Raw genomic sequence first — 15,505 nt, 5'->3', positions numbered from 1 at the left:
GGAAATGAATAAAGTAGAATATTGACTTGACAGCAAGAGAAAAAGAGTTATAATGTTAGAAAGGTCTAACATTATAATGGATATGAATCCGTCATTTGAGGATAGAGATAGGAGATGAGAATTTGAATAGTATTCAAGAATTCCGTTTGAAAGCGATTTTGGAATTCTATCTCTTTCTTCAGGTTATGACGATCTTTGGTACCGTTGTTTTTTATCTGTATTTGCTTCAGAATGATCATATCCCTTATTTGGTTTTTATGGCTGTCTATACTGTGCTTGTCGTTCTCAAAGTAATCTGTTTTGTGAACAAAGTTTACTTTAAAAAAGAGGAAAAAAACTTTCGGCCGTTTCTCTGGAGTATTCTGATTGACGGAATCTTCCTGAGTGCTTTTTTATATTTTGCCCGGGATCTTTTCCCGATCCTGGCGCAAATGTTCTGCATCTATCTTGTTTTACTGATTATCCTTTTTCAGCACAAGCGTCCCTTGGCCTGCAGTTCTTTTGTGGCCTTGTGTTATGTCTCTGTGGCCGTGCTGCAGGACCGTACAGCTTTGTTTACACCGGTTGTGATTGTCCAGATTCTGCTGTTTTTTTTACTGGGTTATATCATGGGGGTTGTCAATCATGAGATCAACCGGCTTGTCGGCAGATTATGCTATATGAATGAAGATTTGGAGCATAAGAACTCCCTGCTCAACGAAATGGTAAGCAAGGACTATTTAACCAGCCTATATAATCACAAAACCTTTTATATCTATTACAAGGAAATCATTACCCGTTCTTATGAATCCCAGAATTCTTTGAGCCTGGCCCTTCTGGACATCGATAACTTTAAAAAAATCAACGATACATATGGACACCTGGCCGGAGATCAGGTTTTGCAAAAGATTTCCGCTCTGATTCAGGCCAATGTGCGCAAAAACGATGTGGCCGCCCGTTACGGCGGAGAAGAATTTGCGATCATCTTCCCCGATACTCTGCCCGAAATCGGGAACGCGGTCTGTGAAAGGATTCGGAACCTAATCGCGGGGCATGAATTCGTGTTTGACAACCAAATCATCCAGGTAACGATCAGCGGCGGCGTTGCGGGAGGAATCTGCATGGAGCCCCGCTATAAGAACAATGAGCTCTTTACCTGTGTTGACCAGCTCCTTTATCAGGCAAAAGGACAGGGAAAGAACCGGATTCTGTGTTCTCCTGAACTGGTTCAGATTACGGACGATAGCGCCTGACAAAGAAACGGAAATTGTTGAACAGGATGTGACACCATGCCTCTAACCATGTTAAATCCGGGAGAAGAAGGTCTTATTGTGGAATGCCGGGCTCAGGAATCCAGCAAAAGGTTTCTGGAAAACCTGGGGATTGTTCCGGGAGTGACGGTTTCCATTATCAATGAAATCAACGGGAACATCATCCTAAGCGTCAAAGGAGCAAGAATCGCTCTCAGCAAAGGCCTGGCCCAGCAATTAATCATTCGACAAAACCGATAAGGAGGAAAATATTTTGGCAAGGACATTGAACGACCTGAAACCGGGAGAGAGATCGGTGATCATTAAAATCAGCGGTAAAGGACCGGTAAAAAGAAGGCTGACGGACATGGGCATTACTTCCGGCACGGATATTCTGGTCAGAAAAGTCGCACCATTGGGTGATCCCATTGAAGTCAATATCCGGAGCTATGAATTAACCTTAAGAAAAGAGGATGCGAAACAAATATTAGTCAATTAAAAAAATATTTTTTTAAAAAGAAGGAGAAAGAATGTCTTTAACATTTGCCCTGGCGGGAAATCCCAATGCAGGCAAGACTACGTTGTTTAATACCCTCACCGGAAGTTTTCAGTATGCGGGAAACTGGCCGGGAGTCACGGTAGAAAAAAAAGAAGGCAAGGTCAGAAAGCATGCGAATATCCGGATTATCGATTTGCCGGGAATCTATTCTTTGTCCCCTTACTCCCTGGAGGAAGTCATTTCCAGAGAATATATCCTGAACGAGAAACCGGATCTGGTTATCAATATCGTGGACGGAACAAATCTTGAACGAAATCTATATCTCACCCTTCAGCTCATTGAACTGGGAACACCGCTGCTGGTTGCCCTCAACATGATGGACGAGGCTGAAGCCAGAGGAGACAAATTTAATCTGAATTTGTTGAGCAAACAATACGGAGTACCGTTTATCGGCATTTCCGCTACTAAAAACCGCGGGATTGACGAACTGATGCAGCAGGCGGTGGCCCTGGCCGAAACGGCAGCAGTGGGGCAGGCCGCACCCCGGCTGAAAATTTATGACGAATCCATAGAAAATGCCATAGCGAGTATCGTCGAACATCTTGGCCGGATCCGGGAAAATAAACCGCTGAACCTCAGGTGGACTGCCTTAAGGCTGCTGGAGGGAGATGAAAAAGTTGCGGCGGATCTCCAAATTCCTACTGAGCTGCAAGCGGAAACTTTGACCTGGCAGCAAAAAATTGAGAAAGAATATGATAACGACATCGAGACGGTCATTGCCGACAACAGGTACCGCTATATCGGCAGGACTACGGCTAAAGCAGTATCTAAGGCCGCCGAAGGCAGGCTGACAACCTCCGATAAAATCGATATGGTCGTCACTAACAGGATCGTGGCGATCCCTTTATTTTTATTGGTCATGTATATCGTCTTTGCAATCACGTTTGGCGTGGTCGGTTCTTCTACCATTGATCTGATAGATGTCTTAATCAATGAAACGATTGGCGGCTTTATTTCTGGCTTATTACAGTCAGCTCATGTGGCCGCATGGCTGCAATCCCTGGTCGTGGACGGAATTATCGCCGGTCTGGGAAGCTTTATGGTCTTTGTCCCGCAGATTATGATCTTATTTTTCTTTATTTCCCTGTTGGAGGATTCCGGCTATATGGCCAGAGTGGCCTTTGTCATGGACCGTCTTTTGCGCAAGTTAGGGTTAAGCGGCAAATCCTTTATTCCAATGATCATCGGATTCGGCTGCAGCGTACCGGCGGTGATGGCCGCCAGAACCCTGGAAAATGAAAAGGACCGGAGGTTAACGATTATTTTGACACCTTTTATGTCTTGCGGAGCGAGACTGCCGGTGTACGCCTTGTTTACGGCAGCGTTTTTCAGCCAAAATCAAGGTCTGGTGATCTTCTCGATCTACCTCTTGGGGATTGCGGTGGCCATTCTATCCGGAATTCTTTTTAAGCAGACAATCTTTAAAGGAGAACCGGCGCCTTTTGTCATGGAATTACCGCCTTACCGCTTCCCGACGCCCAAAGGAATACTGATTCACATGTGGGACAGAGGAAAACGTTTCATGATCAAAGCGGGAACCATTATCTTTATCGCAACCGTCTTAATTTGGCTGACCCAAACTTTCAGCTTTGACCTGCAAATGGTAGAGGACCCGGCACAAAGTATGCTGGGCTTGATCGGCGGGCTTATTGCCCCTGTTTTTGCGCCGTTAGGTTTCGACGACTGGCAATCCTCGGTGGCTTTGCTTACCGGTTTTATCGCCAAGGAAGCAGTTGTGGCAACATTAGGTATCCTGCATGGCTTAGGAGAGGTCGGAGAAGATTCCGCAGCCTTGATCGTCTCGCTGCAAACGACTTTCACCCCGCTGAAAGCTTATGCTTTTATGGCCTTTACTGTTCTCTACCTTCCTTGCATGGCCGCTTTTGCAACAATCAAAAGGGAAATGAATTCCTGGAAATGGACGCTGTTCGCGGTCGCCTATCAAACAACAGCTGCCTGGATCATTGCCTTGATGATTTTTCAGGTCGGCCGGTTATGCGGACTGAACTGATTATGATTCCCAAGACATGCCAATTTCATCTTAATCTTATTCTTCTGTTGCCTCTTTATCCGCTTTATGAAAGCTTGTTATTATGGTGTAACCGAGAAATATTTGAAGGAATTGCAACATTGAAGAAAAATTATAATTCGGCACTGTAAGTGATAACAGACTAAGAGGGCCTGTAAAAAACACTGCGGAATGATTAAACGTGTAGAATAAAGCATACCCTATACAAACATATAAAAGTGGAGCTCCCAGAAGAACGAGTTTAGGAATATTGCATTTCCAAGCCCCCCGTTTATTTAATTCACTGATAAAAGTTTCCAAACCGATAATAGCGCCAAATAGGACATTTAAGAAAATAATCACCATAATTCGAAAATTCATGTTGGCAGTATCATATTCTTTGGAAGGATCTGATATTCTACTTACAATATCAATGTGTATAAAAACAAATAAAATTATTATTGCAAGATAACCCGCATATTTCAGCCATAGCTTACGGTTCCTATCCAAAATATATCATCTCCTCAATTCGTTGATATTTTCTCTTCTCTTAATATGACTCCCTGAATCAAAGTATACTAAATCCATAGTTATTGTGATGCTCTAAAAAAAATGGTACATTTAGTTTTATGTTCCGTCAATCCCTTATAGGAGAATTCCGGAAAAAATAAAAAAATATAATAAAATTATGCATTAAATAAAAAACACGCGAGCTTTGAACTGAACGCCCATAGCCCGCTACATTAATGGCACAGAAATATTGTATGACATCAAATAATTATTTAAAGCTTCTTTTTGAACCCCTTGTGCGCATAAGGGCTATATCCTGCCGATTCATAAAATTTGCACGCATCAGCCCTATTGCTTTCCGTCACGAGTATTATTTGCGTACAATTCTTATTGGCAGCAATTTCTTCAAGTTTAGAGATCAATGCTTTCCCCACACCTTTGTTCCTGCAGTTTCTATCCACAATCATGTTTTCAAGGACTAAAAAAGGCCTGCAATCACCATAGAGTTCCTCACAAATTACTCCCATAGCAGAACCAATTAACGTGTTATTTTCAATAGCGCTTAATAATATATGTGAATTCGTTTTTTGAAGTTTGCGGAATTGCTTATCCATTGTTTCAATGCAAGAGTCTTCGCCCCAAAATTGTTTATATAGTTGTGCAAGACCAATTATGTCATCCGGTATCATTTCCCTGATCATCATTTTTCTCCTCACACTCGAAAAATCTATACTTTGTCTTCAGCGATTTTCATTATCATCTCCATGCCCGCGTTTTTGTAATTATTTTAATCTAGGAAAGCTTTGTTCTGAGCTGCCGGTATGATTTTTATTTTAGTCATTTCTTTGATCACCCCAGAAAAACAATGCGATAGTACCCGGCCCGGTATGACTGCCGATTGTGGTACCCACGCTATTAATTTCCACCCGCCCATTTAATTTGGCAAAGCGGCTTTCCACCAGCTTTGCGACAGCCTTTGCATCATCATGACAGCCGGCATTGGAAATATAGCATTTCCCATCATAATCAAGACCAAGCCGCACATGTTGCTCCATTTGATTGACGATTTCTGCAATCACTCTTTTCTTCCCTCTTATCTTGAAACGCGGAATAAGCCGCCCCCTATGATCCATGTTCAAAAGCGGACAAAGATTCAGAACGGTTCCAAACCACCCGGCAGCTTTGGAAATACGTCCGCCTTTTACATAAAAAGACAAGTCGGTGGAAAAGAACCAGTGATGCAATTCCAACCTGTGCTCATTTGCCCAATCGTACAATTGCCTGATCTCCATGTTGTCATCCCGTAGATCGGCCAGTTCATCCATAAACAGTCCATAGCCGGAAGATGCCCCCAGGGAATCAACGATGTAAATCTTTCTGTCCGGATATTTTTTCAGCAGATCATTTTTAGCGATATTCGCGGAGTTATAGACACCGGAAAGGCCGGAAGAAAGGCATATATGAAGGATGTCCATCCCCTTTTCCAGAAAAGGCGTAAAATAGTCCATAAATTCATCAACATTGACCTGAGATGTTTTGGTTTCCGCACCGTTAGCCATTGCCTTATAAAATATGTCATAAGGTATCGACTTGCCGAGATCATCATCATATTGCTTATCATTCAGCGAAAAGTGGAAACAAACATAGTGAATATCTCTTTGCCTAAAATGCTCTTCCGTTAAATCAGCGGTGGAACAGCAGCTTAGTATATAATGATCCATAGGTTTTATTTCCTCTCCTTCGCATTTACTTGTTAACAATAAACCGTAATCTTCTGTAGTAGAATAATTGCTATAGGTGAAAACCTTTTAAAGACAGCCATCGTATGAACGATTCGTTGATCCTGGCCGCAGGTAAATATTGCTATTCTTCTCTTATCCCCACCATAACACAAAAAATAAAGGATAAGCAATCCCTAATTCGTTGTAAATTATTTTGCAATGACCTTCATTGAAGAATCCTCCCGTTGTCACTCCTGAACCATTTTTCCCACATTACTTTTAATTTTAAGATACCTTTCCAGGGTCTGGGCATTTGTCGTAATGATATCCATATGCTTTATTTCACTAAAATGAAGGCCTTTCTTTATTTCCTCGCTAGGTATTACCGATGTATTTGTTTCTTTCACCGAATACTTTCCAAAGGTAGTTGAAACAGGCATATAGCTGATTTTTTCCTTGCCTTTGTATTGATACCCCTCAGGAGCCTTAAGTCTTTTTAAAAAGAAAATATACTCCTGATCATCAAGCTGCATAATATATCCATCCGGCATATAAATTTGATCATTTCCTAAAGAGGCTGGCTCATAAATATAGATATTTTCATCTGTTTTCAGATCGCTGCCTTTATATATCTCTAAAATTTGCACTTGGGAAAAAAGCGACTGATTGAGTACTTTTCTCTCTTCCGTGGGTTTCACTTTGACAATAATGTCCGATTTATCTTTCAATTCGGAAAAGCTTTGGATGTGATGATCAAAATATATTTTGGACAGCCAGCTCTCTTCTTCCAACGCAATCTCATACCCGCTTACTTTATCAGGAATCCCTTGTACATCGACATTATTCACATAGGAGCTCCTCGTCAATATCCCTCCTGCCGCACAGACAAGCAGAGTGACAATTATGGTCAGCATCAAAATCCTATTTTTGTGTTTCATAAAACCCCTGCTTTCTATCCTAAATATGATCAGAGAACAATTCTCCATCACGCATTTCATAAATGTGATCAGCTAAAATTTCTATATCCTGCGGATTGTGGCTTGCTATTAGGATCGTTGCTCCCCGGGCCTTTTCCTCCAGCAAAAGGTTTCTGACCATCAAAACACCTTCTTTGTCCAGGGCATTTGTAGGCTCATCTAAAATGATCAAATCCGGTTTTTCCATAATGGCCTGAGCGATGCCTAATCTCTGTTTCATTCCTAAAGAATATTTTTTATATGTCCGCCTATCTTCTGGATTCAATCCTACCTTTTTCAGTGAATTCTTGATATCCGTATCTGAGATAATGTTCTTGATTGCCGCCAGTGTTTTTAAATTAGTATAGCCGGTATAATCGTTCCAAAAGCCGGGGGATTCAATGATGGCTCCCACACTTTCAGGAAATGATATGTCTTTGTGTAAGACTTTGTTATTCATCCTGACCTCACCGGATGTTGGCTTAATTAAGCCACAGATAGCTCTGAAAAGCATGGTTTTTCCGGAGCCGTTTCTTCCGCAAAAACCATATATTTTTCCTTTCTCCAAGGAAAGATTGATATTTTTTAATATTTCATTCCCTTTAACGATTTTGTTTAAATCAATTATTTCAATAAACTTCATGGAGAATGGCCCTCCTTTTTTACTTTTCTAAAATATATCCATATTCTTCAGTCTATAATTGCCGTATAAGATTATAATTATTGAGAAGCCAATGAGATAGAGCATTGAAAAACCTATGGAAAAGTTCTGGATAGTAAACCGAAATACATCCGGATAATTGCCTGCTATTCCTTCAAGGGAATGCCAGGCAAGAATACTCTGGCTTGGCGGCAGATATTTTAATAAAAATATTTTTTGTATTTCAAACTCATACAAGAATCCAGCAAACAGGACCAAAATTATGTTAATAAAGACCGTGAAAAAATAACTATGGATTACTTTTATTTTCAAAGCTCCAATATTAATGAAAATGACATAGAAGAAGTTTAATAAGCACACCAGGGCAAATTCAGTCAAAACAAGGAACAGCCCGATATGGCCGTGACTGAAGGAAAGTCCTTCAAGCATTCCTATGACGGCAACAGAGATAAACTGTATAAAATAATAGATTACGACATAGAAAAACAGATGCCATATTTTTGTCAACAGCCATCTCCCTTTCTTTTTTGTTCTTGTAAACACATACACCGCGCTGTTCTCAAGGTTATCGGGAATATAATCTTTTAAAAGATAGGTCAAATGAAGCTGAGGTAAAATCCAAAAGATGACCGGAACTATGTATATCATACTCTCCAGTTCCAAAGAAGCATAAGATAATAGTAATAGTTCCTCCAATGTTTTATTCCCATAGACTTCCATCAGATTTGTATAATATATACCAAAAAAAACTGCCAAAGGCACCCCCAGCAGAGCTTTTCTTATAAAAGACCATATGTTTAACGGCATTATCGCTCCCCCCAATAAATGTCTTTACCCCGACTGATGGATAATCCTAATTGATACAGCAGCATAAAAATGAGCAGAAGCCACAGTCCATGCCAGAGATTCACCTTATTTGACATAAGAAACATATACTCTTCCAAAGTGACAAAATCAAATGTCAGCAAAGATTCTGAAACGTCCCTGATAATGTCCAGCAGAACGATCACTGCATAAGCGATAAAAAAACCGGCAGACGGGTGCTGGATTTGCAGTAAAGCGATGCTGTAGATATTCCCCAAGATCAAAAATCCCAAGAACTGAAACAAGCCGCCTAAAAACATATATCTCAAAAAGTTTACATTCAATTGGGAGCCATGACCGCTAAATATAATCACTGCGATAACAATGGCATTGATTATAACAATGTAGATCAGGGAGAAAAGACATATTCCCCAATTTTTGTCCGCCCACCATTTCCTTATATTTTTATACTTTAATAGCACTTCACATTTATCCAAATTCACATTAATGAACTCTATTATGACCAAAAAGGATGGTATGATTATACACAATACGATGATGCTTTGAAAAATGCTATGATAGATTGCAAAAGAAAGCTGACCTCCGTCTTGGGCTTGATTAGCTACCTTGCTGTATTCATAAGAATACCATGCACCTATTCCCACAAGAGGAAGCAGGAGCAGGTAAAGCCTACGTGAAGAAAAGAGACTTTTACACAGTATCTTGTGGATTGATTTCATATGATTTTGATATAGCCCCTTTCTCCAAGCTTATAGCACAATAATGTCAGGACTGTATTTCAGGCTCGTCCGCAAACGATTTATGTATAATGACAGCTATGCTCAAAATCAATAAGGAAACAATCCATAAGATCAACATGGCAACGGAGCCTGTCCCTCCGGCAATTAACAGTCTGATGATACTATTCTTTCCACCCCCGGTAAAGCTTAAGGCAACTTCCAATACAAGGTAGACAATAAATATTCCGGCCATCACCGACAACCTGCCTTTTTTATAAATAAAATATAAGGCATATCCCAGTAAGGCAAATAAGGAAGCAAATAAACTGATAATCACCATATGCAGCAAATTATAGAGGAGAGGAGCTTGTACTCTAAGAAAATCAAAACGGTTTTCCATATGGAAATTTTGAAATCCTATGTCGTAGGGGGGAAGGGATTGATTGTTATCGAACCCCTCAATAGGAAAAGCTATAAAACATAACAATTGATTAACAATTAAAGGGATAAAGAACACGACAAAGGTTGCTGTAAAAATAGCAACACCCTTCGCAATGATGTATTTCTTCTTGTCTACCCTTGTTACGATGCTTTTGTAAACTCCCATTTTGCATTCTGTATAATAAGAATCAGAATAAATCATCATGGCCATCAAAGGCAGTAAAAGTATCTCGGTTGTTAATAAAAAATAGGATTGTACACTTTGTATGATACTGACCTCATAAGAAGACCTAATGAAACTTAACTCTTGTCCGAAGAATTTATAACAATCAATGCCATAGCTTCCTATGGATAAAAAAAGCAAGACCATAAAGATAATTTTAGATTCTTTGCGGTGCATACAATTTTTAAATTCCAATCGCAATATATTTTTCATCTCTTACCTCATAATTCTATCTGAGTAATTAATTCTTCTATCACGCTCTCCCTTTCAGCTAATATAAAAAAGGGTGGATATGCTCCGTCACAGTCTTTTAGAACAGCTTACTTGAAATCAACTTCTCCAGTGACAAAGGCGTTAGATGTTTTTAAATGGGCATTCTTTAGGCCCATTTTCACTTGATCGTTTTGGCTAAGATTAAAACCGCTTTTGAAATTAATGTTAGTTGTATTTCCTTGATTTTGAGTATAGTTATTTGAAATTTTTGTGTTATCAGGCTTAGCTGCCCAAAAAATCGCCTTGTCGGTGTCAGTTAAAGTTATCACATGGTTTTTAATATAATCCTCATTAGTTTCCTTATCATGTGTGTTTGTATAATTGTCACGCTGAAAACTGTATAAAGCATATGCCTGGTACCCTTGATAATCTGCAAATGCTACCGTTGGTGCTATCATGGTAAGACCTAAGGTCCCAACCAACAAAAACTTAGAAGACACTTTTTTCAACATATTTAAAAACCTCCTTACAAATATCTGGCATATCCACCCATATATAAAGACAATTTTTAACTAAAATTTGCAACACCTAGATTCTAATACTCTTTTTTCGGCGAATAGCATGTAGCAGTTTCTAAAACTGTAGAACCGCTTTTAACTTGTGCTATAGTCATTACGCGATAAGTATAACCGGAGCTTACATAATAACCCTTTTCAAGGCTATGTGAACCAACGCCCGAAAAAGAGCTCGACCATGACTTTACGTCAGCCCAACCACTGCTAATTGTCGAGCGCTGGAGTCTAATGGTTATGGAAGAATTATAATTTTCCAATAAATTCAAGTAACCTGAACAAGTTGCATATCCATTTTTTATAGAAAGACCCGACCCAATGGAAGAAAGGTATACATAGTTAATCTGCTGCTGCCCATTGACATTAACGTCATTAACCGGAATCTGACTATTCGCAAAAGCAGGAACACATGCAGCCAATGCTAATAATAGGGCAAGTACCATAGTAACGATTCTTTTTTTCATCTGAAAACCTCCCTATAGTATTCTTATATACAAAGACAATCTAAAGTCACCTTTTGCAACACCCTGTTAAATTATTTTATCAAATTCACACTTTCAGCTATTTTTATAATGTCTTCTTTTTGTAGATTTGTTGTGATTGAAAATATATACGTATCATTACCCCATGTAATTGTCTGTTTGCCATCTTTATTGACAAACAGCCCTTCGTGACCTTGAATCTTAATTTTTTCAATACTATCTGCATTTTCTGTATCTACATTTGATATAACATCGTCATCAAATTGTTGAAAGATAATAATTCCATTGTTATCATTTGTATATTCGATGGTTTTAAAGCTTTTGTTATTTAGTAAGTTACTGATAGAATAGCCCAATGGAATATCTGTTGGAGCATAAGCATTATCCCAATTGATATAGATATTGTTGCCTGCAATATTTTCCCCGCCCCTGTCTTCAAGGCGTATTTCCGTGTACTTCTCCTGCATATTAATGAATAAGTTTAATACTTTTATCCGAACAGCCTCAATCGTTACTACTGAAATTGAAAGCAAAATAATGATAAAAAGAAAAATGATAGCAGCCTTATTCAAATATCGATATGATGCTTGGAAACAATTCTTAGTTTTTTGCTTATAGTATTGGCGGTTTAGGATTTTCTTGAACTTGCGTTTTGCTTCAGTAGTTGGCTGATAAACCGGATCATTTTTCAGTTCTTCATTTTGTTGCATAAGAATTTTTCCCTCATGCTCTGCATAACTTGCCATGGCAAGCTTTATTAACGCTTCTTCATATTCATCTGTTAATTTATCCCTGTTAAGTGGTTCATTATCATTTTTCATTTTCGTCTTCCCTCCTTGTCAAAATTTTGAAAGCTCTTCGCCGGGCACGCGTTAAGTATTCCCGAATGTTGTTTAACGAAATGCCCATAATATCTGCTATTTCTTTATCGCTTAACTCAAGATTATATTTATTGTATAGTAAATCCCTATCTCTTTTCGACAATTGTTCCATTGCTTCTCCTAATTCTATATAATCATCTTTTGTTGAACAAATTTCTTGCATTGCAAATTTCATATCAGGAATAGACTCCATCAAATCATCGGACATGCCCAAAAACATTTTTTCGGATTTTGCAGCATATTGCTTATTATAGTTAATGGAAATATTTCTAATTGTATTGACAATGTAAGAAGTTCTTTTGTAACACTCTAAGGACCTTAAAATTGAAATTTTTCCGATTAATTTTATAAAGGCATCATTAATGAGGTCATCAATAACACTGTAATCATGTAAAATTTCATAAGCTTTTTTCTTCATAAGAGGATAATACTGCTTATACAACTGTGCTATGAAATATCTATCTTCATCATTTTCAATAGCTAAAATAATTAAAAGATACATTTTACTATTCCTCTTCCCTTCTGTTTTATTTCTCTATGTAGCTAACCGTATTAATTTTTTCATCGGCTAGCCAGTGCTGTTTATTTTTTACGTGATTGGCGTACATTTTAGTTCTAGATTATATTTTGATTTCCCCCTTCATATCTTTACATTACATTAAACTGGTAAAATTACATTTTTTTTAGAATTTTTTTAACAAACTGTAACAAATTATAGCCTATTTTTCGCTCAGTATTATATTGGAAGTCCAGAAAGCAATTCCACCCAAATTTATCCAGAAAGTCTGAGTGGGAAGAACTTGTACAATACAGGTGGAGCGCCCAAAATCAAAATAGCCGTTTTAGGGGCACACCCGTTCCTGCTCTGTGACCCCCTCAACGTCTATTAAGCGGAAAACCTTCATATTCCTCACTGAAACAGTGGCCCAAAGTACTCCGGATTACACTCCCTTATCTTCATGCCGATCCATCAGGGAATGTATTTCTTTTATAATCCTTTGTTCTAAAGGAACCTTATTGCGCGTAAACGGGCCGTTTCGCCCGGTGTTAAAGACCTCTCTGCAGGGATACGCACGCACCGATCAGTAAGCCCCATTTTTCAGCGGCTTCTTTGACCTTTATGTATTCCATACTGATACACCTCATATTAAGATAACATGTTTTTCCAGATATTTATATGGTAGCATATTATGGGAATAATATACAAGCTATTTTCCCAATAAGCTGGGCTCAATTATTCTTTTTAATTTAGCATGTTAAAATCTTGCATACCAATCTCAGAGCGAAGAGATGCTCTTTTCTTCCTATTCTGCTTTATGTTCATTATGCCGAAACACGAAACATTGAATACAATGACGAAACCCCGGCAAAATTTGTATACATTGATACCGGAGTTTGTTTTGTCTATGCACTTCTTGTTTAAATGTTAAAAAAATTTACCTTCTTTTGACCGGATATTCAAATGCCTCTTTGATAATCTTTTAAATAAGCCTTTAATGTCATCCAATAGTGTATAAATAACTGGCACAACCAGCAAAGTGAGCAAGGTTGAGGAAATCAGGCCTCCAATGATAGCAACAGCCATAGGTTGCCTTAACTCGGCTCCTGTTCCAGAAGCCACTGCTGAAGGAATCATGCCAAAAATCATGGCTAAAGAAGTCATCAGGATCGGCCTTAACCGAATTGATGCCGCTTGCAGAATGGCTTCCTTACGCTCGGTTCCTTCCCGGCGTCTCTGTTTAATAAAATCAACCAGTAAGATTCCATTTTTAGTAACCAGAGATAAAAGAAAGATCATCCCGATTCCTCCAACCATACTGAATCCGCTGCCGGTCACAAATAAGGCTATTAAGGCTCCAATTATGGCCAAAGGCAGCGAAAACATAATTGCCAATGGATCCATAAAGCTTTCAAACTGTGCAGCCAGAATTAAGAAGATGAAGAGAATCCCCAGCAGCACCGCTTGTATCAGGCTACCTGCACTTTCCTGCTCACTTCCCGAACTGAAGCTTATCCCCTGGGGTATGGGCAGTTCGCTGTCCAGCTTATTCAAAAACGGGTCAAAAAATGCTCTTTTTTGACCGTTTTTTACTCTATTCTTACTTTATTTTTGCTTCCAAACGCTATATATGGGTTCAAACCATCTTATTTGCCCTTTGGGCCACTATACGTCATCAGAATTACTGTTTCCACATGCGTTGGGTGTACAAAAAAGATGCGCATGAACATAATCGGGCCTTGATGCAATTTTTCATGGTTTACTTTGCAGGTCAAGCATAAGTCTTGCACCCATGACGGTTGCAGGAATTCTGTAATTAGGAGAAAGGTTTGAAAGAATAACAACACCAACCTGGTCCTTGGGATCAAACGCGATGTAACTGTTAAAGTTGCTTGTCCCGCCGTTATGCCAGATTATGTTGTTCTGTTTATCGATCATCCAACCGATGCCGGCAGCATCCGTTCTGATGTTCATTTTTTCATACTGCTTTTGGGTCGCGTTAATTTTGGCCACCTCCTGGTGACCCAAAGCCAAATATGGTATGCTCTCCGTCATGTGCAAATCCACATATTCTAACATATCTCCAATTGTAGATGTTATTGCTCCTGCCGGAATATATCCGTCATCGGATTTCCAATTCCAATATCCCTTCAGGTCTCCTGAGCCGTCAGCTATTTTTGTGTGCTCAAGGCTTAAGTCGGAAACAATAAAATCATTCATCGCTGAAGTATAGTCTTTACCGTATATATGGGATAAGGCAATTCCAACAACGGAAATTCCAAAATTCGAGTAATAAAAAGGGTATTCCTTATCCCGAACAATATGCATCGATATTTGTTTGGCGAGTGTTTCTTCACTGATGCCGTAAAAATCGTTTTTTTGTCTGTGGAAAAAATTATTTACCATTTGCCAATTAAAATAATAGCCTTTATATCCGGATGTATGTGTCACAAGTTTTCCGAAGGTCGGATAATAATTGCTTTCCGGTAACGATATATATCTATCAATCGAATCAGTCAGTTTAACTCTTCCCTCTGAAATGGCCTTACACAATAATGAGCAAGTGAATGTTTTTGTAGCTGAGCCGATTTCATACGTATACTCTTTGCTGGGCAAAATGGTTCCGCTTTTGCCGTAAACAGTATAAGACATTGACGCTCCTTTAATAATGCCAACAGTGATTACGGCATCTTTATTATCCTTTGTCGTATAGTTTAACATCTTCTGAAAGGTCATTGACGGTATCAGGCTCATCCGATATGCCGCAATCGCCGTAAAAATACCAAAAGCAAGCACCACTGCCAAAACGGAGATGACCACATATCTTAATATTTTCTTTCTTTTTGATATGACTTTTTTCATTCGATTTCTCCTCATGGTTCACGAAAACGATAAGCCTTATATAGGGGTGTCTTGATTCGCAGCAAGCACATTAATATTTTACATAAAAGACGTGAAGGATAGCCTCCGCGTCAATATTAATAAGCCTCCATCAAGTAATTGAGG

At 39.0% G+C, this 15,505-nt stretch carries 17 protein-coding genes and 1 pseudogene; 4 read left to right on the top strand and 14 right to left on the bottom strand.

Annotated features, from left to right (window positions below):
* Positions 1 to 122: 122 nt before the first annotated feature.
* The 4 genes from SGLY_RS16905 to feoB are packed head-to-tail and all read left to right on the top strand — an operon-like array spanning position 123 to position 3,799.
* Positions 123 to 1,232 (top strand): GGDEF domain-containing protein, encoded by a 1,110-nt coding sequence (locus SGLY_RS16905; protein WP_013623360.1) that lies wholly within the window; start codon positions 123 to 125, stop codon positions 1,230 to 1,232.
* Between the two features lie 36 nt (positions 1,233 to 1,268).
* Positions 1,269 to 1,490, top strand: coding sequence for a FeoA family protein (locus SGLY_RS00590; RefSeq protein WP_013623359.1), 222 nt, complete (start codon positions 1,269 to 1,271; stop codon positions 1,488 to 1,490).
* A 13-nt stretch (positions 1,491 to 1,503) separates the two neighbouring features.
* Positions 1,504 to 1,728 carry a FeoA family protein gene (locus SGLY_RS00585; protein ID WP_013623358.1) on the top strand — a complete coding sequence of 75 codons (225 nt, stop codon included), beginning with the start codon at positions 1,504 to 1,506 and terminating at the stop codon, positions 1,726 to 1,728.
* 31 nt (positions 1,729 to 1,759) lie between these two features.
* Entirely contained in the window at positions 1,760 to 3,799 is a 2,040-nt protein-coding gene (gene feoB, locus SGLY_RS00580) for a ferrous iron transport protein B (protein WP_013623357.1), read from the top strand.
* Between the two features lie 36 nt (positions 3,800 to 3,835).
* Here feoB and SGLY_RS00575 read toward each other — a convergent pair whose 3' ends face one another.
* The 14 genes and pseudogenes from SGLY_RS00575 to SGLY_RS00510 all read right to left on the bottom strand — a co-directional run bounded on the left by SGLY_RS00575 (position 3,836) and on the right by SGLY_RS00510 (position 15,361).
* Positions 3,836 to 4,306, bottom strand: a complete 471-nt coding sequence (locus SGLY_RS00575) for a hypothetical protein (protein ID WP_013623356.1) — start codon at positions 4,304 to 4,306, stop codon at positions 3,836 to 3,838.
* A gap of 272 nt (positions 4,307 to 4,578) precedes the next feature.
* A complete protein-coding gene (locus SGLY_RS00570; protein ID WP_041444528.1) occupies positions 4,579 to 5,010 on the bottom strand; it encodes a GNAT family N-acetyltransferase in 432 nt (143 codons plus the stop codon).
* Positions 5,011 to 5,139: 129 nt separating this feature from the next.
* A complete protein-coding gene (locus SGLY_RS00565; RefSeq protein WP_013623354.1) occupies positions 5,140 to 6,027 on the bottom strand; it encodes a DegV family protein in 888 nt (295 codons plus the stop codon).
* 248 nt (positions 6,028 to 6,275) lie between these two features.
* On the bottom strand, positions 6,276 to 6,965 hold the full coding sequence (locus SGLY_RS00560) for a hypothetical protein (RefSeq protein ID WP_013623353.1): 690 nt from the start codon (positions 6,963 to 6,965) through the stop codon (positions 6,276 to 6,278).
* A gap of 19 nt (positions 6,966 to 6,984) precedes the next feature.
* Positions 6,985 to 7,626 (bottom strand): ATP-binding cassette domain-containing protein, encoded by a 642-nt coding sequence (locus SGLY_RS00555; protein WP_013623352.1) that lies wholly within the window; start codon positions 7,624 to 7,626, stop codon positions 6,985 to 6,987.
* Between the two features lie 27 nt (positions 7,627 to 7,653).
* Positions 7,654 to 8,451 carry a hypothetical protein gene (locus SGLY_RS00550; protein ID WP_013623351.1) on the bottom strand — a complete coding sequence of 266 codons (798 nt, stop codon included), beginning with the start codon at positions 8,449 to 8,451 and terminating at the stop codon, positions 7,654 to 7,656.
* A complete protein-coding gene (locus SGLY_RS17745; RefSeq protein ID WP_148228042.1) occupies positions 8,451 to 8,726 on the bottom strand; it encodes a hypothetical protein in 276 nt (91 codons plus the stop codon). The genes SGLY_RS00550 and SGLY_RS17745 overlap by 1 nt, the downstream gene beginning before the upstream one ends.
* Before the next feature lie 508 nt (positions 8,727 to 9,234).
* Positions 9,235 to 10,065, bottom strand: a complete 831-nt coding sequence (locus tag SGLY_RS00540; RefSeq protein WP_013623349.1) for a hypothetical protein — start codon at positions 10,063 to 10,065, stop codon at positions 9,235 to 9,237.
* A gap of 107 nt (positions 10,066 to 10,172) precedes the next feature.
* Entirely contained in the window at positions 10,173 to 10,577 is a 405-nt protein-coding gene (locus SGLY_RS00535) for a hypothetical protein (RefSeq protein ID WP_013623348.1), read from the bottom strand.
* An 83-nt stretch (positions 10,578 to 10,660) separates the two neighbouring features.
* Positions 10,661 to 11,101, bottom strand: a complete 441-nt coding sequence (locus tag SGLY_RS00530) for a hypothetical protein (protein WP_013623347.1) — start codon at positions 11,099 to 11,101, stop codon at positions 10,661 to 10,663.
* Between the two features lie 71 nt (positions 11,102 to 11,172).
* Positions 11,173 to 11,940, bottom strand: coding sequence for a DUF4367 domain-containing protein (locus tag SGLY_RS00525; protein WP_013623346.1), 768 nt, complete (start codon positions 11,938 to 11,940; stop codon positions 11,173 to 11,175).
* Complete coding sequence (locus SGLY_RS00520; RefSeq protein WP_013623345.1) at positions 11,930 to 12,502, bottom strand: RNA polymerase sigma factor; 573 nt, start codon at positions 12,500 to 12,502, stop codon at positions 11,930 to 11,932. Before SGLY_RS00520 ends, SGLY_RS00525 begins: the two co-directional genes overlap by 11 nt.
* A 924-nt stretch (positions 12,503 to 13,426) precedes the next feature.
* Positions 13,427 to 14,074: pseudogene (locus SGLY_RS00515) on the bottom strand (efflux RND transporter permease subunit); the annotation flags it as partial.
* 177 nt (positions 14,075 to 14,251) lie between these two features.
* Entirely contained in the window at positions 14,252 to 15,361 is a 1,110-nt protein-coding gene (locus SGLY_RS00510) for a serine hydrolase domain-containing protein (protein WP_013623344.1), read from the bottom strand.
* Positions 15,362 to 15,505 lie beyond the last annotated feature (144 nt).

The sequence above is a fragment of the Syntrophobotulus glycolicus DSM 8271 genome (genome assembly GCF_000190635.1).
GTDB lineage: Bacteria > Bacillota > Desulfitobacteriia > Desulfitobacteriales > Syntrophobotulaceae > Syntrophobotulus > Syntrophobotulus glycolicus.
The sequence above is the reverse complement of the archived record's forward strand: the minus strand, read 5'-3'. Positions and strand labels throughout refer to the sequence as shown.

What these genes read in the sequence shown, in the direction of transcription:
- SGLY_RS00590 (WP_013623359.1), top strand. Translation starts at nt 1,269, where the DNA reads ATGCCTCTAACCATGTTAAATCCGGGAGAAGAAGGTCTTATTGTGGAA.
- SGLY_RS00540 (WP_013623349.1), bottom strand. Translation starts at nt 10,065, where the DNA reads ATGAAAAATATATTGCGATTGGAATTTAAAAATTGTATGCACCGCAAA.
- SGLY_RS00550 (WP_013623351.1), bottom strand. Translation starts at nt 8,451, where the DNA reads ATGCCGTTAAACATATGGTCTTTTATAAGAAAAGCTCTGCTGGGGGTG.
- SGLY_RS00510 (WP_013623344.1), bottom strand. Translation starts at nt 15,361, where the DNA reads ATGAAAAAAGTCATATCAAAAAGAAAGAAAATATTAAGATATGTGGTC.
- SGLY_RS00560 (WP_013623353.1), bottom strand. Translation starts at nt 6,965, where the DNA reads ATGAAACACAAAAATAGGATTTTGATGCTGACCATAATTGTCACTCTG.
- SGLY_RS00525 (WP_013623346.1), bottom strand. Translation starts at nt 11,940, where the DNA reads ATGAAAAATGATAATGAACCACTTAACAGGGATAAATTAACAGATGAA.
- feoB (WP_013623357.1), top strand. Translation starts at nt 1,760, where the DNA reads ATGTCTTTAACATTTGCCCTGGCGGGAAATCCCAATGCAGGCAAGACT.
- SGLY_RS00530 (WP_013623347.1), bottom strand. Translation starts at nt 11,101, where the DNA reads ATGAAAAAAAGAATCGTTACTATGGTACTTGCCCTATTATTAGCATTG.
- SGLY_RS00555 (WP_013623352.1), bottom strand. Translation starts at nt 7,626, where the DNA reads ATGAAGTTTATTGAAATAATTGATTTAAACAAAATCGTTAAAGGGAAT.
- SGLY_RS00535 (WP_013623348.1), bottom strand. Translation starts at nt 10,577, where the DNA reads ATGTTGAAAAAAGTGTCTTCTAAGTTTTTGTTGGTTGGGACCTTAGGT.
- SGLY_RS00520 (WP_013623345.1), bottom strand. Translation starts at nt 12,502, where the DNA reads ATGTATCTTTTAATTATTTTAGCTATTGAAAATGATGAAGATAGATAT.
- SGLY_RS00565 (WP_013623354.1), bottom strand. Translation starts at nt 6,027, where the DNA reads ATGGATCATTATATACTAAGCTGCTGTTCCACCGCTGATTTAACGGAA.
- SGLY_RS00570 (WP_041444528.1), bottom strand. Translation starts at nt 5,010, where the DNA reads ATGATGATCAGGGAAATGATACCGGATGACATAATTGGTCTTGCACAA.